The sequence below is a fragment of the Streptomyces subrutilus genome, assembly GCF_008704535.1.
GTDB lineage: Bacteria > Actinomycetota > Actinomycetes > Streptomycetales > Streptomycetaceae > Streptomyces > Streptomyces subrutilus.
The window spans coordinates 3,113,111-3,135,185 of sequence record NZ_CP023701.1; the positions used below are offsets into that span (position 1 = coordinate 3,113,111).

General features: G+C 75.0%; 16 protein-coding genes. 7 read left to right on the plus strand and 9 right to left on the minus strand.

Annotated elements, in window-relative coordinates; genetic code table 11:
* The first annotated feature begins 215 nt into the window (after positions 1-215).
* Complete coding sequence (locus CP968_RS13390; RefSeq protein WP_150518245.1) at positions 216-836, plus strand: hypothetical protein; 621 nt, start codon at positions 216-218, stop codon at positions 834-836.
* A 124-nt stretch (positions 837-960) separates the two neighbouring features.
* Here CP968_RS13390 and purH read toward each other — a convergent pair whose 3' ends face one another.
* On the minus strand, positions 961-2,553 hold the full coding sequence (gene purH, locus CP968_RS13395; RefSeq protein WP_150518246.1) for a bifunctional phosphoribosylaminoimidazolecarboxamide formyltransferase/IMP cyclohydrolase: 1,593 nt from the start codon (positions 2,551-2,553) through the stop codon (positions 961-963).
* The gene (purN, locus tag CP968_RS13400) at positions 2,550-3,173 is read right to left on the minus strand and encodes a phosphoribosylglycinamide formyltransferase (protein WP_150518247.1); all 624 of its coding nucleotides are present in this window, start codon (positions 3,171-3,173) and stop codon (positions 2,550-2,552) included. Before purN ends, purH begins: the two co-directional genes overlap by 4 nt.
* Before the next feature lie 252 nt (positions 3,174-3,425).
* On the opposite strand from purN, the gene CP968_RS13405 reads away from it, so the two are divergent.
* The gene (locus CP968_RS13405; RefSeq protein WP_150518248.1) at positions 3,426-4,067 is read left to right on the plus strand and encodes a hypothetical protein; all 642 of its coding nucleotides are present in this window, start codon (positions 3,426-3,428) and stop codon (positions 4,065-4,067) included.
* Positions 4,068-4,122: 55 nt separating this feature from the next.
* Here CP968_RS13405 and CP968_RS13410 read toward each other — a convergent pair whose 3' ends face one another.
* Complete coding sequence (locus CP968_RS13410) at positions 4,123-5,949, minus strand: cell division protein PerM (RefSeq protein WP_150518249.1); 1,827 nt, start codon at positions 5,947-5,949, stop codon at positions 4,123-4,125.
* A gap of 119 nt (positions 5,950-6,068) precedes the next feature.
* Between CP968_RS13410 and CP968_RS13415 the strand changes: the two genes are divergently transcribed.
* Positions 6,069-7,658: a helix-turn-helix domain-containing protein gene (locus CP968_RS13415; protein WP_150518250.1), complete on the plus strand. Its 1,590-nt coding sequence runs from the start codon at positions 6,069-6,071 to the stop codon at positions 7,656-7,658.
* Between the two features lie 104 nt (positions 7,659-7,762).
* Here CP968_RS13415 and sucD read toward each other — a convergent pair whose 3' ends face one another.
* The 5 genes from sucD to CP968_RS13440 all read right to left on the minus strand — a co-directional run bounded on the left by sucD (position 7,763) and on the right by CP968_RS13440 (position 14,994).
* The gene (sucD, locus tag CP968_RS13420) at positions 7,763-8,653 is read right to left on the minus strand and encodes a succinate--CoA ligase subunit alpha (RefSeq protein WP_150518251.1); all 891 of its coding nucleotides are present in this window, start codon (positions 8,651-8,653) and stop codon (positions 7,763-7,765) included.
* A gap of 21 nt (positions 8,654-8,674) precedes the next feature.
* A complete protein-coding gene (gene sucC / locus CP968_RS13425) occupies positions 8,675-9,853 on the minus strand; it encodes an ADP-forming succinate--CoA ligase subunit beta (protein WP_150518252.1) in 1,179 nt (392 codons plus the stop codon).
* 275 nt (positions 9,854-10,128) lie between these two features.
* Complete coding sequence (locus CP968_RS13430) at positions 10,129-11,244, minus strand: VWA domain-containing protein (protein WP_150521901.1); 1,116 nt, start codon at positions 11,242-11,244, stop codon at positions 10,129-10,131.
* Between the two features lie 343 nt (positions 11,245-11,587).
* Positions 11,588-13,891 (minus strand): DUF5682 family protein, encoded by a 2,304-nt coding sequence (locus CP968_RS13435; protein WP_150518253.1) that lies wholly within the window; start codon positions 13,889-13,891, stop codon positions 11,588-11,590.
* Entirely contained in the window at positions 13,888-14,994 is a 1,107-nt protein-coding gene (locus CP968_RS13440; RefSeq protein WP_150518254.1) for an ATP-binding protein, read from the minus strand. Before CP968_RS13440 ends, CP968_RS13435 begins: the two co-directional genes overlap by 4 nt.
* Positions 14,995-15,129: 135 nt before the next feature.
* On the opposite strand from CP968_RS13440, the gene CP968_RS13445 reads away from it, so the two are divergent.
* On the plus strand, positions 15,130-16,473 hold the full coding sequence (locus tag CP968_RS13445; protein WP_150518255.1) for an SWIM zinc finger family protein: 1,344 nt from the start codon (positions 15,130-15,132) through the stop codon (positions 16,471-16,473).
* Between the two features lie 291 nt (positions 16,474-16,764).
* Positions 16,765-18,345, plus strand: a complete 1,581-nt coding sequence (locus tag CP968_RS13450; protein WP_150518256.1) for a DUF5691 domain-containing protein — start codon at positions 16,765-16,767, stop codon at positions 18,343-18,345.
* A 450-nt stretch (positions 18,346-18,795) separates the two neighbouring features.
* Here the strand turns inward: CP968_RS13450 and icmB are convergent, their stop codons facing one another.
* Positions 18,796-19,197 (minus strand): coenzyme B12-dependent isobutyryl CoA mutase small subunit, encoded by a 402-nt coding sequence (gene icmB, locus CP968_RS13455; protein ID WP_150518257.1) that lies wholly within the window; start codon positions 19,195-19,197, stop codon positions 18,796-18,798.
* 184 nt (positions 19,198-19,381) lie between these two features.
* Here icmB and CP968_RS13460 point away from each other — a divergent pair, with 184 nt between their 5' ends.
* Together CP968_RS13460 and CP968_RS13465 are read left to right on the plus strand one after the other, a co-directional pair.
* The gene (locus CP968_RS13460; RefSeq protein WP_150518258.1) at positions 19,382-20,230 is read left to right on the plus strand and encodes an esterase/lipase family protein; all 849 of its coding nucleotides are present in this window, start codon (positions 19,382-19,384) and stop codon (positions 20,228-20,230) included.
* Positions 20,231-20,452: 222 nt separating this feature from the next.
* The gene (locus tag CP968_RS13465; protein ID WP_150518259.1) at positions 20,453-22,066 is read left to right on the plus strand and encodes a M23 family metallopeptidase; all 1,614 of its coding nucleotides are present in this window, start codon (positions 20,453-20,455) and stop codon (positions 22,064-22,066) included.
* Positions 22,067-22,075: the final 9 nt, after the last annotated feature.

Below are 22,075 nucleotides of genomic sequence, written 5' to 3' on the forward strand. Positions count from 1 at the left end.
TCGCGGCGTTCACGGCCGTTCACCGGCGTTCGCACTTGGTTGCACTTGCACAACAAGTCACCGGCCGGGCGCGAACCGGCTGGACAAGCCCCGTCCGGTCGGACGACGATGCAGGCACAGAGTGCCGCGGGCAGTGCCGGGGGGCGGACCGCACCAGTGAAGCTCCTCCGTGCGGTGCCGTGCGTCCCCGCACTTCCACGGAGGAACACCCCAAGATGAGCTTCGGCGACCCGAACAACCCGTACGGACAGCAGCCCCAGCAGCCCCAGCCCGGTTACGGCTACCCGCAGCAGGCCCCCCAGGGCGTCCCGCCGCAGGGCGGCTACGGCTACCCGCAGCAGGGCGCGCCCGTCGGCTACCCGGCCGGCCCCGGCGGCTACCCGGGCGGTCCCGTCGAGATGCCGGGCGGCGTCAAGGGCGCGCGCATCATGCTCTTCGTGCTCGGCGGCCTCCAGGCCGTCGGCGCGCTGTTCGCCATCGTCGCCTCGGCCTGGGTCGCCGACATGATCTCCGGCGCCGACACCTCCGACTCGGGCCTCAGCAGCAGCGACACCGACAAGGCCGCCTCCTTCGGCGCCGCCTTCATGATCGGCTTCGGCGTGGTCATCCTGGCGTTCGCGCTGTGGGGCATCCTCACCGCCGTCAAGATCCCCAAGGGCCGCAACGGCATCCGGATCTCTGCCATCGTCTACGCCTCGATCGTGACCCTGTTCAGCCTGCTGAGCCTGCTGACCGCGAACATCTTCGCCCTCTTCAGCCTGGTGCTCGGCATCCTCATCATCGTCTTCCTCGCGAAGAACGAGGGCAGCCGTTACTTCAACCGCCCGCAGTACTAGGCGGCCCGGCGGTCCGGTCCCCCGGGGCTCCGGACCGCCCCGCACACGGCGCAGGCCGCGACCCGCAGTGCGGGTCGCGGCCTGCGCCGTGTGCGGACCGTTCGCCGCGCGCGCGGCGGCCGGGTCAGTGGAAGAAGTGCCGGGTGCCGGTGAAGTACATGGTCACGCCCGCCTTCCGCGCGGCCTCGACCACCTGCTCGTCACGGACCGAACCACCCGGCTGGACGACGGCCTTGATGCCCGCGTCGGTCAGGATCTCCAGCCCGTCGGGGAAGGGGAAGAAGGCGTCGGACGCGGCGTAGGAGCCCTGCGCGCGCTCGGCGCCGGCCCGCTCGACGGCCAGCTTCGCCGAGTCCACGCGGTTGACCTGGCCCATGCCGACGCCGACCGACGCACCGTCCTTGGCGAGCAGGATGGCGTTGGACTTGACGGCCCGGCAGGCCTTCCAGGCGAAGGCGAGGCCGGCGAGCTCCTCCGCGGAGAGGGCCTCGCCGGTGGCCAGCGTCCAGTGCGCCGGGTCGTCGCCCTCCGCCTGGAAGAGGTCGCTCTGCTGGAGCAGCGCGCCGCCGCTGATGGGCTTGAGGTCACCGGGCTGGTGCGGGGTGCCGTCGACCCTGAGGACGCGGATGTTCTTCTTGCGGGCGAGGATCTCGACGGCGCCGTCCTCGTACGCGGGGGCCGCGATGACCTCGGTGAAGATCTCGGCCACCTGCTCGGCGAGCTCGACGGTCACCGGACGGTTGACGGCGATGACGCCGCCGAAGGCCGAGAGCGGGTCGCAGGCGTGCGCCTTGCGGTGGGCCGCCGCCACGTCCGCGTCCACCGCGATGCCGCACGGGTTGGCGTGCTTGATGATCGCGACGCAGGGCTCGTCGTGGTCGTAGGCGGCGCGGCGGGCGGCCTCGGTGTCCACGTAGTTGTTGAAGGACATCTCCTTGCCGTGCAGCTGCTCGGCGTTGGCGAGCCCGCCCGGCTGGCCGTCCGTGTAGAGCGCGGCGGCCTGGTGCGGGTTCTCGCCGTAGCGCAGGGTCGACTTGCGCTCCCAGGCGCCGGCCAGGAACTCGGGCAGCACGGCCTCGGGCTCCGGGGCGTACGCGTTCGTGAACCAGGTGGCGACGGCCACGTCGTAGGCCGCGGTGTGCTGGAAGGCCTCGGCCGCGAGCCGCTTGCGGGCGGACAGGTCGAAGCCGCCGCCGCGGGCCGCCTCGATGACGTCGGCGTAGCGGGCGGGGCTGGTGACCACCGCGACGGACGGGTGGTTCTTGGCGGCGGCGCGGACCATCGACGGGCCGCCGATGTCGATCTGCTCGACGCACTCGTCGGGGGTGGCGCCCGACTGCACGGTCTCCAGGAACGGGTACAGGTTGACGATCACCAGGTCGAAGGGCTCCACGCCCAGCTCGGCGAGCTGGTTGCGGTGGTCCTCCAGGCGCAGGTCGGCGAGGATGCCGGCGTGTACGCGCGGGTGCAGGGTCTTGACCCGGCCGTCGAGGCACTCGGGGAAGCCGGTCAGCTCCTCGACCTTGGTGACGGGCACTCCGGCGGCGGCGATCCGGCCGGCCGTGGAGCCCGTGGAGACCAGCGCGACGCCCGCCTCGTGCAGGCCGCGGGCCAGCTCTTCCAATCCCGTCTTGTCGTAGACGCTGACGAGCGCACGCCGGATGGGACGCCGGGTCGTGGTCGGGTCGTTGCTCGCTGCGCTCTCTGCGGCGGTCACTGGATTGTTACCTTTCGTCCCTCAATGCGGTAGCCGTGCCGGGCCAGACGCCCCACGACATCGACGAGCAGCGTGCGCTCGACTTCCTTGATGCGCTCGTGCAGAGCGGCTTCGTCGTCCTCGTCCCGGACACCGACCACACCCTGGGCGATGATCGGACCGGTGTCCACGCCGCTGTCCACGAAGTGGACGGTGCAGCCGGTGACCTTCGCCCCGTAGGCGAGGGCGTCCCGTACGCCGTGCGCGCCGGGGAAGGCGGGGAGGAGGGCGGGATGGGTGTTGACGAACCGGCCGCCGAAGCGGTCGATGAACGCCTCGCCCACGATCTTCATGAACCCCGCGGAGACCACCAGGTCCGGCGCGTGCGCGTCGGTGGCCTCGGTGAGCGCGACGTCCCACTGCGCGCGGCTCCCGTATGCCTTCACCGGGCAGACGAAGGTGGGGATCCCCGCCTTCTCGGCCCGCTCCAGACCGGCGATGCCCGCCCGGTCGGCCCCGACGGCGACGACTTCGGCGCCGAAGCCCTCGGCTCCGCCGGGGTGCGCGTCGATGGCGTCGAGCAGGGCCTGGAGGTTGGTGCCGGAACCGGAGACCAGCACGACCAGGCGGGAGGCGGGCATGGGAGGCCCTTTCTCGGGGGAACGCGGGAACACGGTGTTCGTCTTTGTGTGGTCATACGAAACTTCGGGGTACCGATATACGGGGAACCATACGAAGCCGCCGACCGCCTGCAACGATACCGGCACACCGGACCGCCCCCGAGGGACGGGGGCACGGCCGACAGGTAGCGTCTGGCGTACAAGCCGCAAACAGGGCCCACCTCGCCACGACGTCTCCGCGACGTCCATGACACAGGGGAAGAAACACACCCGATGCCGGACCGCCGCCAGCCCGAGTCCCCCACCGACGACAATCCCTTCGCGGCTCCCCCGGAAGGCCGGCCCGACCAGCCGTGGCAGCCGCGCGCCGGCGGCGACGGCCACGGCGGCGGGGGCGGCGACGGCCGGGGGGACGGCCCCAAGGACGGCAACGGCCGCGGCCCGGCCCGCTGGGACCCCACCGACCCGATCCAGCGCCGCGCCCGGTACGCCCTGCTGGCCGGCATGTGGGGCTTCTTCTTCGGGATCTTCGGCATCCCGTCGGTGGGCCTGCTGCTGGGCGCGCTCGCCCTCTACTGGGGGATCAGCGCCCTGCGCGGCAAGCCGGCCGCCGCGACCGGCACGACGTCGGCGGCGGGCTCCCCGGCCGCCGGCCCGCAGTCGGCGCAGGCCCCCGCCCGGGGCGGTCTCGCGGCCCTCGGCGACGCGGCCCGCCCCCAGCGGGCGGCGGCGGTGAGCGGCCTGGTCACGGCCTCGCTCGCGATCCTGCTGGCGCTGAGCTCGTACGCCCTGCAGCTCGCGTACAAGGACTTCTACGTGTGCCGCGACGACGCCCTGACGAGCACCGCGGAACTCCAGTGCAACAGCCTCCTGCCGGACAACGTCGTGGGCGACGTCCTCAAGGTCCGCCAGTAGGCCCCCGCGGCCGGGGCGCGTCCACCGGGCCCCGGCCGCGCGGCCACCGAGGGGTTCAGGCGCGCGGTGTGCGCCGGGGCATGACCCGGACCCCGGCCGCAGCCTGCGCGGCCGGCGGCTCCGGCGGCCGCGGCGGCTCCGGCGACTGCGAGGGGGCCGGAGGCTTCGCCGGCACCGGGACCGTCGTCGGCGCCGGGACCGGGTTCAGGTTCAGCCCGGGTACGACCGTCACCCTGCGCGGCGGCCGGACCGCGGGCGCCGCGTCCGCGACCGGCGGCCCGGACGGCGGCGCGGGCTCCACGGCCGGGTCCGGAGCAGCCGGTCTCTGAGCGGACGGGTCCGGAGCAGCCGGTCTCTGAGCGGACGGGTCCGGAGCAGCCGGTCGCCGAGCGGACGGGTCCGGGGCCGGAGCCGCATGGTGCGACGGCGCCGGTGCGGGCGCCGCGGGGGGCCGGGGCCCGGGTGCCGTGCGCTCCGGGGCCGGTGCGGGCGCCGGGCCCGGGGCGCGGTCCTGCGCCGCCGTGAAGTCCGGGACCAGGGTGCCGGCCGCGCGGCGCAGCGCCGCCCAGCGGGCCTCCCGTACCCCCGTGTCGTGCCAGCCGTCCTCCTCGGCGAGGGCCGAGCCGGCCGCGGGCCGGGTGCGCCACGCGTGCACCGCCACCGCCAGCGGCACGGCCAGCAGCAGCGTCCAGCCGAAGGCCGCCGCCCCGGTGGCCCACCACACCGGCCCGAAGTCGGCCAGCGCCCGGGTGCCCAGGGGGCCCGCCGAGGCCGCCGCGAGCGCGGCCGTGGCCAGCCCGCAGACCAGCGCGCCCAGGGCCGCGGTGAGCGCGGTCTCCCCGTACGACACCTCGCGGGCCCGGCGCACCGCGAACCAGCCCACGGCCAGCCCGGCGGCCACCGGGATCACGACGACCGCCCAGGTCAGCGGCGTACCGGGACCCTCGGGCGGGAGCCCCGCGAGCAGCGGGAACCGGGGCAGCGCGGGCGATCCGGTGAAGCCGAGCGGAGTGGCGGTGGCCCCCGCGCCCAGCGCGAAGCCGGGGCCCAGACCGTACGCCGCGCCCCACACCATGGCGTTGGGGACCAGCGCGAGCGCGAGCAGCAGGACCGCGAACCGCCCGGACCAGACCCCGGTCAGGGTCAGGAACGACATCTGCACCTCGGCGCCGTGCCAGGCCAGCGAGACCGCGACCAGCAGCGCGCCGCCGCCCAGGAGGACCAGGGCGCCGCCCGCCCCGGCCCGGAGCGCCAGCGCGTAACGGGGGCGCGTGACGGCCCTGCGCACGCCCCCCGGCAGCCAGGCCGGCAGCGGACCGAGCGGGTACCCCCGGGCCGCCCACACCCCGCCGCCGGCGGCCAGCGCGGCCACCAGCGGGACGTGCCAGGCCGCGCTGAGCGGATCGGCGGGCATGGGACCGCCGGCGGCGTACGCGGTGGCCAGGCAGCCGACGGCCAGATAGCCGCACAGCACGGCGGAGAACACGGCCGTCGCGGGCAGCACCTCCTCGCCGCCCTCCTCCTCGGCCGCACTGCCCAGCCGGGCCGCGCGGCGCGTGAGCAGCACCGGCAGCGCGACGAGCAGCAGGGGTGTCACCCCGACGGGCGCGGGCACCCCGGACAGGGTCTCGTAGCGCACCAGCTCCGTGCCGTGCGCGAGCAGCCACAGCCCGGCGGCGAGGTGCAGGGCCCCGCCGGGGCCGCTGTCCGGATAGGGGGAGCTGATCCACAGCACGATGACGAGCACGGCGAGGAAGCCGAGCCCGAGTCCGGCGGCCACGGCGCCGCCCACCACGCATGCGGCGGCGGCCGGGGAACGGCGCCTCCCGGTGGTCCGCGGGGGTGTGGACAACGGGTTCCCGCGTTCGGTCACTTGGGTCACACCGCCATGGTGCCAACGACACGCGCTATGGACGGGTAACAGGCGAATGCCCGTGGTGTCGCTCAATATACGTTTATGTACTTTTTCGCCCAGAGCGGTCGGGTCGCGGGGAGTGTGGCATGACACAAAGCGTCGAGACGACCTCGGAGCTGAGCCTCCCGTCCCCGAAGGAGCGCCGCAGACTGCGCGAAGCGGCGGGCCTGACGCACGACGAGGTGGCGGCCGCGGTGGGCGTCACCCCGACCACCGTCCGGTCCTGGGAGACGGGCCGCACCCACCCGAGGGGCCGAAAACGCGAGGCCTACGCCAAGCTCCTGGCCGCCCTGACCCCAGCGCCCGCGACCCGGGCCGCCCCGCCCGCGGGGGACTCCGAGCCCCCCGCCGCGGCGCCGCCCGACCCGGAGGCCCCGACCGGCAAGGCCGAGCCCCCGCCGGAAGCACCGGCCGGGCCGCACGCGGGCGGGACGGCCCCCGCCCCGCCCCAGGCCACGGGCCCGCACACGAAACCGGACACGGACGCGGGCACCCACGACAACGCGCACCCGGGCGCGGGCCCGCACGGGAACCCGGCAACGGCCACGGACACCGGCACAGCCATCGACACCGGCACCGGCACCGGCACCGGCCCGACCCCGGACACCACTCGGGCCGCGGCCACCGCCGCGCCCCCGACCGGGGACGCCGACACGGCCCCGGGCCCGGACACCGCAACCGTCCCCGGCGCGCCCCCGGGCCGGGGCCCGGACACCCTCACGGACCCGCCCACGGGCGGATCCGCAGTGGGCAGCGCGAGTCCGGCCGCGACCCCGGACTCCGCCCCGGCCCCGGATCCCGACCCCGCTCCGGATCCGGGGGTAGAGGGGCCGTCGGCGCCCGCCGCGGACGGGACCCGGCCGACGCCCGTGCAGGCCTTCGACGCGCTCTACGCGTACGCCGCGCCCGCCCTCACCCGGCAGACCTACCTGCTCACCGGCCGCCGCTCCCTCGCCCTGGAGGCGGTGGAGCAGGCGTTCCGGCTGGCCTGGGCGCGCTGGCCCGAGGTGGCCACCGACCCGGACCCGGTGGGCTGGGTGCGGGCGACGGCGTACGAGCACGCCCTCTCCCCCTGGCACCGGTTCCGGCGGTCCCACCGCCACCCGGACGAGCCGCCCGTCGAGCCCGCCGACCGGATCCTCCTGGACGCGGTGCTGTCCCTGCCCCCGATCCACCGCCGCACCGTCGTCCTCTACGACGGCGTCGGCCTCGACCTGCCCGACACCGCCGCCGAGACCGAGGCCAGCACGCCCACCGCGGGCCTGCGGCTGCTGCGCGCGCACGCCGACCTCTCCGACCGGATCCCCGAGCTGGCCGCCGTACCGCCCGAGAAGCAGTCGGCGCTGCTGCGCGACCGGATCACCGCGCTGCGGCCGGCCGTACCGCTGGAACCCCGGCCCCCCGCCCTGGTCCGCGGCGCCGCGGAACAGCGCAGCCGGATGTGGACCCGCGCCGCCCTCGGGCTGACCGCGGCGATCATGGTGGCGACCGCGTACACCGTCGCGACCGCGCCCACCCGCTACGAGCCCCCGCGCTCCCCCGGCGCGAACGTCTCCGGCGTTCCCCCGCACAGCGGCCCCCAGCGGAGCACGGAGGAGAGCCGGCAGCTGCACGACAAGCTGCGCGCGGACCCGGTGTCGGCCGGTCCGGGCCGCGTCCGCCCCGGGCTCGGCTGACGCACGGGACACGGAACGGGCGTGGCCCGCACCCCCGGAAGGGTGCGGGCCACGCCCGTACGCGCGCACGGCGCACCGCCGCGCCGGATCCGGCGCGGCCGCTGCTACTGGGCGGCGTTGAGGATCTCGCGCGCCAGCTTGGCGGTCTCGGTCGGCGTCTTGCCGACCTTCACGCCGGCGGCCTCAAGGGCTTCCTTCTTGGCCTGTGCGGTGCCGGAAGAACCGGAGACGATGGCGCCGGCGTGGCCCATGGTCTTGCCCTCGGGGGCGGTGAAGCCCGCGACGTAGCCGACGACCGGCTTGGTGACGTGCTTGGCGATGTAGTCCGCAGCACGCTCCTCGGCGTCGCCGCCGATCTCGCCGATCATGACGATCAGGTCGGTGTCGGGGTCCGCCTCGAACGCCTCCAGGGCGTCGATGTGCGTGGTGCCGATGACCGGGTCGCCGCCGATGCCGACGGCGGAGGAGAAGCCGATGTCACGGAGCTCGTACATCATCTGGTAGGTCAGCGTGCCGGACTTGGACACGAGACCGATGCGGCCGGGCTTGGTGATGTCGCCCGGGATGATGCCGGCGTTGGACTGGCCGGGGGTGATCAGACCCGGGCAGTTCGGGCCGATGATCCGGGTCTTGTTGCCCTTGGCGGACGCGTACGCCCAGAAGGCGGCGGAGTCGTGCACCGCGATGCCCTCGGTGATGACGACGGCCAGCGGGATCTCGGCGTCGATGGCCTCGACGACGGCGGCCTTCGAGAACGCCGGCGGGACGAAGAGGACGGAGACGTTGGCGCCCGTCTTCTCGATCGCCTCGGCGACCGATCCGAAGACCGGGACCTCGGTGCCGTCGAAGTCGACGGTGGTGCCGGCCTTGCGCGGGTTCACGCCGCCGACGATGTTGGTGCCGTCAGCCAGCATCAGCTTGGTGTGCTTCATGCCCGTGGCACCGGTCATGCCCTGGACGATGACCTTGCTGTCCTTGTTGAGGAAGATAGCCATGTGAGTCTGTGACCTCTGCCCTTACTTCGCAGCCGCGAGCTCGGCGGCCTTGTCGGCCGCGCCGTCCATGGTGTCCACGCGCTGCACCAGCGGGTGGTTGGCGTCCGAGAGGATCTTGCGACCCAGCTCGGCGTTGTTGCCGTCGAGGCGGACGACGAGCGGCTTGGTGACCTCTTCGCCCTTGTCCTTGAGCAGCTGGAGCGCCTGGACGATGCCGTTGGCGACCTCGTCGCACGCGGTGATGCCGCCGAAGACGTTCACGAAGACGGACTTGACGTCCGGGTCGCCGAGGATGATCTCGAGACCGTTGGCCATGACGGCGGCGGAGGCGCCACCGCCGATGTCCAGGAAGTTGGCGGGCTTGACGCCGCCGTGGTTCTCTCCGGCGTAGGCGACGACGTCGAGGGTGCTCATGACGAGACCCGCGCCGTTGCCGATGATGCCGACCTCGCCGTCGAGCTTCACGTAGTTGAGGTTCTTCGCCTTGGCGGCGGCCTCCAGCGGGTTCGCGGCCGCGTGGTCCACGAACTCCTCGTGGCCCGGCTGGCGGAACTCGGCGTTCTCGTCGAGCGAGACCTTGCCGTCGAGCGCGATGACGTCGCCGTTGGCGACCTTCGCGAGCGGGTTGACCTCGACGAGGAGCGCGTCCTCGGCGATGAAGGTGTCCCACAGGGTCACGAGGACCGCGGCGACCTTCTCGGCGACCTCGGCCGGGAACTTCGCCTGGGCGACGATCTCGCGGGCCTTCTCGATGGTCACGCCCTCGTTGGCGTTGACCGGGACCTTCGCGAGGGCCTCGGGGGTCTTCTCCGCGACCTCCTCGATGTCCATGCCGCCCTGCACCGAGGCCATGGCCAGGAAGGTGCGGTTGGTGCGGTCGAGGAGGTACGAGACGTAGTACTCCTCCAGGATCTCGGGAGCGGTCTCGGCGATCATCACCTTGTTGACCGTGTGGCCCTTGATGTCCATGCCGAGGATGTCCGTCGCCCGGGCGACGGCCTCGTCCGGGGTGGCGGCCAGCTTCACGCCACCGGCCTTGCCGCGGCCGCCGACCTTCACCTGCGCCTTGACGACCGACTTGCCGCCCAGCCGCTCGGTGGCCTCGCGAGCCGCCTCAGGCGTGTCGATGACTTCACCGGCCAGCACCGGTACACCGTGCTTGGCGAAGAGGTCCCTCGCCTGGTACTCGAACAGGTCCACGCGCGTCCGTCCCTTGTCTTCAAAGATTCGCAGTGATTCGCGGTTGTCTGCTATCTGCGTGGGCGTGCCGCGGAGGGCAACGTGACGGCGCTGTCACAAGGAAGGCGCACACGGTGACCGTGAACGCGGCATGTCCGTCTCGCAGGTTATCCCCGTGGGACGTAGGTCCCTAAATCACAGATCCCACCTGAGCGGTGATACCTGTCACAGATCGCCTCACGGTTGAGCTGCCCCTTCGTGCGATCCGCCGATTCCGGGACCGGCGGCCGGCCGGGTCAGGGCACCGGCAGGGGGCGCTTCTCCAGGGCCGCGGCCATCACGTCGGGGAACAGGTCGGGGGTGCAGGCGAAGGCGGGCGCGCCCAGGGCGCCGAGGGCCGCGGCGTGCTCGCGGTCGTAGGCGGGGGCGCCCTCGTCGGACAGGGCCAGCAGGGTCACGAACTCGACGCCCGCCCCCTTCATCGCGGCCACCCGCTTGAGCATCTCGTTGCGTATGCCGCCCTCGTAGAGGTCGCTGATCAGGACGACCACGGTGTCGGCGGGTCGGGTGATCTTCGACTGGCAGTAGGCGAGGGCGCGGTTGATGTCGGTCCCGCCGCCCAGCTGGGTGCCGAAGAGGACGTCCACCGGATCGTCGAGCTCGTCCGTCAGGTCCACGACGGCGGTGTCGAAGACGACGAGGCGGGTGGAGATCGAGCGCATGGACGCGAGGACGGCTCCGAAGACGGAGGCGTAGACGACCGAGGCAGCCATCGAACCCGACTGGTCGATGCAGAGGATCACCTCCTTCTTCACCGACCGGGCCGCCCGGCCGTAGCCGATCAGCCGCTCGGGCACGACGGTGCGGTGTTCGGGCAGGTAGTTCTTCAGGTTCGCCCGGATGGTGCGGTTCCAGTCGATGTCGTGGTGGCGCGGCCGGCTGATCCGGGCGGACCGGTCCAGGGCGCCGGTGAGCGTGGCCCGGGTGCGGGACGCGAGTCGCTTCTCCAACTGCTCCACCACCGTGCGGACGACGGCCCGCGCGGTCTCGCGCGTGGTCTCGGGCATCGCCTTGTTCAGGGAGAGCAGCGTGCCGACCAGGTGCACGTCCGGCTCGACCGCCTCCAGCATCTCCGGCTCCAGGAGCAGCGAGGACAGGCCGAGCCGCTCGATCGCGTCGCGCTGCATGACCTGGACCACCGAGCCGGGGAAGTACGTGCGGATGTCCCCCAGCCAGCGGGCCACCCGCGGGGCGGAGCCGCCCAGGCCGGCCGACCGCTCGCCCGTGCGCCGGCGCCCGCCGCGGTCGGCGCCGTCCGCGCCGTAGAGCGCGCCGAGCGCGGCGTCCATCGCCGCGTCCCGCCCGGTCAGCGCGCACCCGGTGCCGTCGGCCTCTCCCCCGCCGAGCACCATCCGCCACCGCCGCAACCGCTCGCCGGCGGCGTCCGCGCCGCCGACCCCCGCCGCGGCCTCACCCGTACCCGTACCCGGTGCCGCCACGCCCAGCGCCGCCGCGGCGCCGCCGCCCCTGCCGGCCGTCCCCGCGCTGCCGGTCGTCCGCCCGTTGCCGGTCATCTGCCCGTCCCCCTGTCCTCGTCGCTCGTCCGTCATGTCCACCCGTCACCCCGCCGCAGGCCCGTCGGCCCGCCGATCCGTCCACCGGGACGCGCACCGGCCGTGGACGGCCCGGGCCGCACGCGGCCCCCGTCCCGCGACGGCCCCTTGCTCCCCCGCGCGCCCGCGCCCGGCGGGCCCGTCAGCCCGGCACGGCCGCCGCCTCCTCCCGGGCCGCCGCGGCGGTGAGCAGCAGCCGGACCAGGTCCACGACCGCGTCCGCGCGCTCCGGGTCCAGCTCCGACGCGAAGCCTTCGGGGGCCGCGCCCGGGGCCGCCGACGGGCCGGGGCCGGCCGGGCCGCGGCGGACCAGCTCGCCCAGCGTCCGCCGGACCCCCGGCTCGTACGCCCCGAACGTGCGCCGCAGCAGGGGCAGTACGTCCGTGAACGCCCGCTCCGCCACCCCCACCAGCCAGGTGTCGATCAGGCCCAGCAGCCGGTCGTCGTGGACCAGCAGGGTGCCGCCGCCGCTACCGCCGCCCGCGAATCCCTCGATCCAGCCCGCCGCGTCGGCGGGCGCGGCGGCCGGGGACAGGGCCAGGCCCATCAGCCGGGCCGTCTCCTCGGCGGGCAGCCGCCCCTCGTCGAGGAGCAGCCGGGCGGCGCGGCCGCGCAGGAGGCCGGGCACGGTGTCCCGGCCGGCGAGCGTCCGCAGCACGGCGGACCAGCGGTCCCGCAGCCCCTCGTCCGCGTCCGCGAGCAGCCCGACCGCGCCGTGCACCCCGTCCACGTGGCCGCGCAGCTCCGCGGCCGCGTCGGCGTCCAGTCCGGCGGCGCAGGCCGGGGGCAGTGCCACGCAGATCCGCTCGGCCAGCCCGGCCGCGACGGTGCCGAGCGCCGCGGCGTCGGTGCCGCGTACGTCGCCGTAGCGCAGGGAACGGGCCAGCGCGGGCAGGGCCCTGGCCAGCCGGGCCACGTCGGTGTCGAGGGCGGCCCGGTCGGCGAGGGCCCGCAGCACCGCGGGCAGCGCGTCGGACAGTCCCGCCAGCAGGCACCGCTCGGCCAGCGCCGTCACCTCGCCGAGTTCTCCGGCGGCCGCCGCGTCCGCCTCGGCCTTGGCGGTGGCCGCCGCGAGCACGGTGGTCCCCCAGATGCCGGCCTCGGCGACCCGTACCGACAGCTCGGGCTCCCAGCGCAGCCGCCAGGTCTCCCGGAAGGTGCCGGTACTGCCGCGCGAGGCGGTGGGGGTGCCCCAGTCGACGCCGAGCAGCCGCAACCGGTGCAGCAGCAGGGACTTCGCTCCGTCGGTGTCCTCGCGCAGGTCCAGCTCCAGCTCCCGGTCCCGCGCCTCGGCCTTGAGCCGCAGCGCGCGCTGCCGCCGGGTCAGGTCGCGCATCAGCGGGACCGCGGGCGCGGCGTCCGGGACCGCGCCGAGCACGTCGCCGACGACCAGCCGGTCCTCGATCAGCGCGAGCGGCACGTCGGACCCGTCGCACATCACGGCCCGTACCGCTTCGAGGGTCTCGGTCAGCCCCGCCAGCGGCCTGCCGCGCATCGAGGCCAGGGTGTCGGCGAGCCGGACCGCCTCGATGACGTGTGCCGAGGAGACCTGGAGGTCCTCGTCGCGGAGCAGTCCGGCGGCCTTGGTCAGCCAGCGCTCCACGGGCCGGTCCCGGGCGGCGAAGAGGTGCGCGTACCAGCCGGGGGAGGTGATCCCGGCGCCGTACCCGCCGGCCCGGGCGAGCCTGCGGTGGGTCCAGGGGACCCAGGTGGTCTCGACCTTGGTCCTGGGCAGGCCGGTGAGGAGCGCCCTGTCGGCGGCGGCCGTGGTCCTCGTGCGCAGGGCGGGCACGTGCCAGGCGCCGCAGACCACGGCGTAGGCGTCGCCGAACTCCTTGCGGGCGGCCCGCATCCGCTGCCGCATGTGGGCCTCGCGGACCAGGTCGCGGCGGTGGCCGCCGTCGCCGCAGGCCTCGCGCAGGGCGGTCATGGCCTCGCCGAGCGCCTCGAACGCGCCGAGCGGATCGTGTCGTTCGCCCGTACCGCGGTGCTCGACGACGTCCTCCCACCAGCGCTCGGGGTCGTCGTGCCCGGCGGTCTCGGCCAGCACCGCGAGGGGGTCGAGCCGTATCGCGTCCGCCGCGCCGTCCTCGTCCGGCTCCCGGTCGTCGCCGGCGGCCAGCGAGTGGGCGGCGGGCAGGTCGATGAACCGGACCGGTACGCCCGCCCGCTGGGCCCAGCGGACGGCCACCCACTCGGGGGAGAACTCGGCCAGCGGCCAGAAGGCGGCCCGGCCCGGGTCGTCGGCGGCGTGCGCGAGCAGCGCGACGGGCGGCCGCATCCCGGGGTCGGCGGCCAGTTCGAGCAGCGCGTCGCCCTCGGGCGGTCCCTCGACGAGCACCGCGGCGGGGCGGGCCGCGTCGAGGGCGGCCCGCACGGCGCGGGCCGAGCCGGGCCCGTGGTGCCGTACGCCCAGCAGCAGCGGCCCCCGTGCGGCGGGGCTCATGCGGTCACCTCCCGGCAGGCGCGGTAGAAGTCCTTCCAGCCGTCGCGCTCGCGGACCACGGCCTCCAGGTACTCCTGCCAGACGACCCGGTCGGCGGCCGGGTCCCGGATCACGGCGCCGAGGATGCCGGCGGCGACGTCGGAGGGGCGCAGGACGCCGTCGCCGAAGTGGGCGGCGAGGGCGAGGCCGCCGGTGACCACGGAGATGGCCTCGGCGGTGGACAGGGTGCCGCTGGGGGACTTCACCTTGGTGCGGCCGTCGTCGGTGACGCCGTCGCGCAGCTCCCGGAAGACGGTGACGACGCGGCGGATCTCCTCCAGGCCCTCGGGGGCGGCGGGCAGGTCGAGGGCGCGGCCCATCTGGTCGACGCGGCGGGCCACGATGTCGACCTCGGCGTCGGCGGTGGCGGGCAGGGGCAGGACGACGGTGTTGAAGCGGCGGCGCAGTGCGCTGGAGAGCTCGTTGACGCCGCGGTCGCGGTCGTTGGCGGTGGCGATCAGGTTGAAGCCGCGGACGGCCTGCACCTCCTGGCCGAGCTCCGGTATCGGGAGGGTCTTCTCGGACAGGACGGTGATCAGGGTGTCCTGGACGTCGGCGGGGATGCGGGTGAGCTCCTCGACGCGGGCGGTCATGCCCTCGGCCATGGCCCGCATGACGGGGCTGGGGACGAGGGCTTCGCGGCTGGGGCCGTGGGCGAGGAGGCGGGCGTAGTTCCAGCCGTAGCGGATGGCTTCCTCGGGGGTGCCCGCGGTGCCCTGGACGAGCAGGGTGGAGTCGCCGCTGACGGCTGCGGCGAGGTGTTCGGACACCCAGGTCTTGGCGGTTCCGGGGACGCCGAGGAGGAGCAGGGCGCGGTCCGTGGCGAGGGTGGTGACGGCGACCTCGACGATCCGGCGGGGTCCCACGTACTTGGGTGTGATCACCGTGCCGTCGGCCAGCTCGCCGCCGAGGAGGTAGGTGGCGACGGCCCAGGGGGAGAGTTTCCAGCGGGTCGGGCGGGGCCGGTCGTCGGCGGCTTCGAGGGCTTTCAGTTCGTGCGCGAAGGCGTCTTCGGCGTGCGGGCGCAGCGGCTCGGTGCCGGTGGTCTTCTCGGGCGTGCTCATGGTCCCCCTCCAATGCTCGGCAGCCGCTCCCCGACTGCTGCTCCCACGGTGCACCACGCCACTGACAACGGGCCTTGTTCGCAACGTTGTTGCTGGTCAGAGCGATTGTCAGTGGCGGTACGTACGGTGGTTCCCATGACTGAGCAGGGGGTCCGCTGGACGGCGGAACAGGTACTGGCTCTGGCTCCCGACGCCGCCTCGCGCAAGGCGGGAGGCAGGCTCGGAGGGGCGGGGCCGTGGTCACAGATCGGAGGTTCCGCTTCCGGTTCTGTATGGGGGTTGTGCAAGGGCAGCGGCAGCACGCCGTACCGCACGGTCGTGGACCTGGCGGGGCCGGCGTACAAGTGCTCCTGCCCGAGCCGGAAGTTCCCGTGCAAGCACGCGCTGGGGCTGCTGCTGCTCTGGTCGGCCGAGGGGGTGGGCGAGCCGGGCGAGGCCCCGGACTGGGCCGCGCAGTGGCTCGCCGAGCGCACGGCGAAGGCGGCCCGTCCGGCGGCCGCCGCGGGCGGGCCGGCGGACGCGGAGGGGGCCAGGCGGCGCGCCGAGCGGCGGGCGGCGCGCATCGGGGCGGGCGTCACCGAGCTGGAGCAGCGGTTGTCCGACCTGCTGCGCGCCGGCCTCGCCGGACAGGAGCGGGCGGGACACGCGGGCTGGGAGGAGACCGCGGCCCGGATGGTGGACGCACAGGCGCCCGGACTGGCGGGGCGGGTGCGGGAGTTGGGGACGATACCCAGTTGCGGGCCCGGCTGGCCCGCCCGGATGCTTGAGGAGGCGGCGCTGCTGCACCTGCTGGACCGGGCCTGGCTCGGGGTGGAAGCGCTGCCGGATGGGCTGGCGGCGACCGTGCGCAGCCGGGTGGGACTGCCGGCCTCCGGGGAGGGGGAGGCCGTACGGGACCGCTGGCTGGTGCTGGCCCAGTACGACTCGGTGTCGCCGGACGGCCGGCTCACCACCCGCCGGATATGGCTGCGCGGGCTGGGGAGCGGGCGGCCCGCCATGGTGCTGGACTTCGGCCCGCCCGGGCGGCCGCCGGGGCTGGCCCTGCCGGTGGGGCTGGTGCTGGAGGCGGAGGTTCGCTTCCGGCCCGGGTCGGCGGGGCTGCGGGGGGACCTCGGTGAGCGGTTCGCCGCGGCGGCCCCGTGCACGGAGGTACCGCCGGGGGTGAGCACGGGGGCGGCACTGGAGGCGTACGGGGCGGCGCTGCGGGAGGACCCGTGGCTGGAGTCCTGGCCGGTGGTGCTGGGCCCCGTGGTGCCGGTACCGGGCGAGCTCGGCTGGCAACTGGCGGACGCGCAGGGTGCGTACGCCCTGCCGGTGCCGCTCACCGGGGCGGGCAGCCGCTCGCGCGGGGGGCTGTGGCAACTGGCCGCGTTGTCGGGCGGGGGCCCGGTGACCGTGTTCGGCGAGTGCGGCCATCGGGGCTTCACTCCGCTGACGGCCTGGCGGCCCGATTCCATCGAGCCGGTTCCGCTCGTCTGACATCCGTCGGACGGGGGGGCCGGCACAACACACCGATCGCAGGGGGCCTGGGGGCTCGTATGCCGTCACGCAGGGGCGGCGGGAAGGGGATCGGCACGGCGCGGACGCCGTGCGGGGAGGGCGCGGGGGCGCGGGGGCGCCGCCGTGGGAACACGAGAAGGCCGGGGGGCTTTTGTGAACGACAACCACGCCAGCTGAGCTGACGGACGGACGGAAGACGGGCACATCGGCGCCCCGGTCCCGCGGAGGGGGCGGGACCGGGGCGCCGGTACCGAGAGAGGGAGGGGTCCGATGGAGAAGCCCGACGAGGGGTACGGGGAGTGGGAGGAGTTGGTCGGCGCCGCGCTGCTGGGCACCGACCGGCGGCGGGGCGCGGGCCCCGCCGGCTCTCCGGAGTCGCTGTTGGACGCTGCCGCCGTGCACGCCGTACGGCGCCGGGCCGGCCTGCGGCCCGCCACGGCCGCGGCCCGGCCCGGTCCCGCACCGCGGGACCCGCGCCCGCAGCCGCCCGAGGCGGCGCGGCGCCGGCTCGCGCAGCTCCTGGCCGGCCGGGCCGGCGGGAGCGGCGGGAGCGGGCGCGGGTCCGCCCCGGACCTGACGGAGCTGCTGCCGCAGTGGCTGGCCACGGCCGGACGGCACGGCTACCGCGCACCGGAGGCACTGGTCCCGGCGCTGTTGGACGCGGCCCGGGCCCGTACGGACCTGCGCCCCGAGGCCCTGGCCCTGGCCGGGACGCGCGGGCTGTGGCTGGCCCGGCTCAACCCGGAGTGGCGGTTCGCCCTGCGCGGCGGAGCGGGCGGAGCCGGGGAACTGCCGGAGGTGACGGACACGGCGGGGGTGGAGCGGCTTTGGCAGGAGGGGCTGTTCGCGGAGCGGGTGGCCCTGCTGGGCGCCGTCCGGGCGCACGAGCCCGCCGCCGCGCAACGGCTGCTGGCCACGACCTGGACCACGGAACGGGCCGAGGACCGGCTGATGTTCCTGGACTCGCTGCGGCAGGGCCTGTCCGACGCGGACGAACCGTTCCTGGAGGCGGCGCTCGACGACCGCAGCCGCAACGTCCGGGCGACCGCCGCCGAACTCCTCTCCGCCCTGACCCGGTCGGCGCTGGCGGGACGGATGGCGGGCCGCGCCCTGGCCTGCGTCGGCCCGCACGGTGTGACCCCGCCGGCCGAGTGCGACGCCGGGATGCTGCGCGACGGAGTGGTCGAGCGTCCGCCGGCCGGGCGCGGCGAGCGGGCCTGGTGGCTGGGCCAGCTCGTGGAGTCCGCGCCGCTGTCCTGCTGGCGGGAGCGGTTCGGGGGGCTGGACGCGGCGCAGATCGTGGCGCTGCCGGTGGCCGCCGGCGAGGGCTGGGCGGAGGAGCTGCACGCGGCGTGGTGCCGGGCGGCGGTGCGCCAGCGGGACGCGCGGTGGTCGCGGGCGCTGCTGGGCCCGCCGTCCGCGTCACCGGCGGCCGGCCCCGGCACGGCCTCGCTGGCGGAGCGGGCAAAGCTGCTGGAGACCCTGCCGGACGGCGAACGAGCGCAGTGGGTCGCCGAGTTCATACGGGCCCACGGCCTGTCGGAGGCGTTCCAGCTGCTCGGGGTGTGCGTGGTCCCGTGGGCGGGGGCGCTGGGCCGGGCGGTCGTGGAGGCGCTGGAGTCGGCCCGTGAGGCGGGCAGTTACCCGTGGAGCTTCAGCGGGGTGATGGGCCTGGCCGAACGCTGCCTCGACCCGGCGGAGGCCGGTCTCCTGGAGGCGCTGACCGCCTCCGCGCAGGACCCGCCGGACGCGTCCCCCGGAGCCGCGGCCTACTGGTCGGAGGCCTTCCAACGCCTCGCGGCGACCCTGCGCCTGCGTGCCACGATGCTCGCGGAACTCACCCCGGCCTGACCGGACCCCGGCCGGAAGCACCCCGCACGCCCTGCACCCCTGCCGCCGAAGCCGACACCCTGCCGCCCCGGCGCCCCGCCCCCCACCGAACGCCCCGAATCCCCGGGCTCCGATCGGCCGACCGAGCACGCCCCGGCCCCGCCCGGGCCCCGGCACACCCGGCCGGGCGTACGGCCGGGACCGTCCGGGCGGCACGCCCAAGAGCCAGCCCGGCGCAGCCGGTGCGGCAGCAGACCGCACCCGCCCGAGCCCGGCGCAGCCGGCGCACCCGAGGTCGCAGCACCCGGCTCGACCCGGCCCCGACCCGCCGGGCGCACGCCCGGGACCGTCCGGGCATACACCCCGGAGCGAGCCCGGCGCAGCCGACACGGCAGGCAGCGGCACCCGCCCGAGCCCGACGCAGCAGGGGCAGCAGGGGCAGCCGACGCAGCAGTCCGACCCGCCGGGAGGCTACTGGCGGACGTGGCCGCGGACCCAGTCCACGATCGACGTCGTCGTCGCGCCCGGGGTGAAGATCTCCGCCACGCCCTTCTCCTTCAGCGGAGCGATGTCGTCCTCCGGGATGATCCCCCCGCCGAAGACCTTGATGTCCTCCGCCTCGCGCTCCTTGAGCAGTTCCAGGACCCGCGCGAACAGCGTGTTGTGCGCGCCCGAGAGGATCGACAGGCCGATGGCGTCGGCGTCCTCCTGGATCGCGGTGTCGACGATCTGTTCGGGGGTCTGGTGGAGGCCGGTGTAGATGACCTCCATGCCCGCGTCCCGCAGCGCCCTGGCGATCACCTTGGCACCGCGGTCGTGGCCGTCGAGACCCGGCTTGGCCACCACCACACGGATCGGACCGGTCACACCCATCGCACTGCCTCCCGAGTGAACGAACGTTAAGTACAGCATCGCGCACGCCACCGTTTCGCGGTGAACCGGGAGGGGGAAATCACACGGGGGACGGCGTTGTTCACCGGCCGCGCCTCCGTGCCGACAGCCGCCCGGCACGGGTGCGCGGCCGGCGGCGTCCCGCGAGGTTCTGGGGAGGCCGTCGATGGCGCTGTCCGTACCCTTGTCCGGTGCCGCGCTGCGGGCGGGCGCGCTGGAGGTGGTCGTCCTCGGCGGGCACCTGCTGCTGTACCCCACCGGAGTGCGCCAGGAGAAGCGGGAGAAGGCCGTCGCCGCGCCGCCCGCGTCCCGGCCGCCGGTGCTCCTGCTCCACGGATTCACCGACAACCGGTCCGTCTTCGTCCTGCTGCGCCGCGCCCTCGGCGCTGACGGCCTGCGACACGTGGAGGCGTACAACTACTCGCCCTTCACCCGCGACCTGCGCGTGACCGCCCGCCATCTCGCCCGGCGCGTCGACGAACTGTGCGAGCGCACCGGCCGGGAGCGGGTGGACCTGGTCGGCCACAGCCTCGGCGGGCTGGTCGGGCGCTACTTCGTGCAGCGGCTCGGCGGCGACGCGCGCGTCCGGACCCTGATCACCCTCGGCACTCCGCACGCCGGCACGCGCGTCGCCCCGTTCATGGACGCGCACCCGCTCGTGCGGCAGATGCGGCCCGGCTCGGAGGTGCTGGCCGAGTTGGCCGGGCCGGCGCCCGGCTGCGCGACCCGGTGCGTGGCGTTCTGGAGCGAGTTCGACGCCGTGATGTCCCCCGTCGGAACGGCCCGGCTCGAACACCCGGACCTGCGCGTGGAGAACGTGCAGGTCACCGGGATCGGACATCTCGCGCTCCCGGCCCATCCCGCGGTCATCGCGGCCGTCCGGCGGACCCTCGACGAACCGGTGGCGGCACCCCGCACCGAGGTCGCCGACCCGGCACCCGTCCCGCCCACCCAGGCCACCACCCCGCCCGCCACCACCGCCGCCGGACCCCCGGACGCCGCCTCCGTCGCGTAGCCGAATACCGACCCCCAGTCGAACGAATATCGAACTCAAGGCCAAGGCTGCACCCTTCGGCGACCGAAAGACGGCCGAATGCCCGGTTCCGCAGAGACGGAAACCGGTCGAAGATTGTCGTTGCGAGTAACCGGCGGGTACAGTCACGCCACTGCTCTCCTCCGGTGAACCCCGTGTTCCCCGGCCACCCAGGCCCCCACTGCCGAGGCGAAAGAGAAGTTGGTGAACGACCGCCCCCCGTCGGGCCAGTATCCGGATCCCGGGTACGAGGACCTTGCCACCACCAATTTCGCTGGTGAATCGCCCTACGTTTCCTATGAAACGCAGGGCCAAGGCGTCAACTACGCGCCGTACGGCTCCTATGAGACCGGCGCCTACGACACCACCGCATGGACCGCCCAGGACCCCTACCTGTCCACGGTCCCCGCCCAGGCCCACCCCGAGGACACGACGGGGCAGTGGGACGCCAGCGCGTGGACCACCCCGGGGGCCGACTACGCGGACCCCTCCGGCTACCAGGCCGCGTACCCGCAGCAGGCCGTCTCATTCGGATACGACACCTCGGGCGAACAGAGCGGCCACTGGGCGATGCCGGGCTACGGCACCACCGGCACCGAGACCGGCGCCTACGACGCCACCGCCTGGAACACCGTCGCCGAGACCCCCGCTCCGGCCCCGGCGCAGCCCGAACCGGCCTACGCGTACGAGCACCAGCAGCACGGGTACGGCGAACAGCAGCACCAGCAGACCGCGCACGAGCAGCTCCCGCACCAGCAGACCGCGCACGAGCAGGCCCCGCAGCAGGAGCTCTCCCAGACCTACGCCTACGGGGCCCCCGACGGCTACGGCTACGACGCGCCGGGCCACGACACCGCGGCCGGGACCCCGTACGCCGAGTACAGCGAGACCGCCGTCTTCGAGGTGCTCACCGACGAGCCGGGCCCCGTCGCGCCGCCCCTGGTCCACGACATGCCCACCCAGGCCATGCCGGTGACCCCGGCGGCCCCGCGCGCCTCCCGGCGGACCGCCGCCAAGGGCAAGGCCGCGCCGAAGGCCGCCTCCGAGCCCAAGGCCGCGAGCGCCGCCGGCGGCGCGGGACGGCGCCGCACGCCGGCCAAGCGTTCCGCCCTGCTGACCGTCGCCGTGCCCTCGGCCTGCGTGATGGGCATCGCGGGCGTCGCGGCCGCCTCCGTGGGCGGGCTCACCGGCAACGACCAGCCCTCCGAGGACACCACCACGATGGCCGCGCCCGACCCGGCCTCGGTGAAGCCGGTCGCTGCGAACACCAAGCTCGACACCCAGCTGGCCGCGCTCAGCGCCGACGCGGGCGACTTCGCGGACCGCGCGAGCCGCACGCAGGAGCGCATCGACCTGCGCCTGCGCCAGGACGAGGAGAAGAAGAAGAAGGCGGAGGAGGCCGCGGCCAAGGAAGCGGCCCGCCCCAAGTTCGCCATCCCCGTCGCGCGGCACGGACTCAGCGCCAACTTCGGCCAGGCCGGCGGCATGTGGATGTCCGTGCACACGGGCATCGACTTCCCGGTCTCCTACGGGACCCCGGTCATGGCCGCCACCGACGGCACCGTGCGCACCCAGTTCAACAGCGCCTACGGGAACATGGCCATCGTGACCTCGCCCGACGGCACCGAGACCTGGTACTGCCACCTCAGCAGCACCAAGCTGCGGGGCGGCAAGGTCAAGGCCGGGGAGGTCATCGCGTACTCCGGCGACTCGGGCAACTCCACCGGCCCGCACCTGCACTTCGAGGTGCGGCCGGGCGGCGGAGCGGCGATCGACCCCCTGCCGTGGCTGCGCAGCCACGGCCTGGACCCGACGTAACCGCGCCCC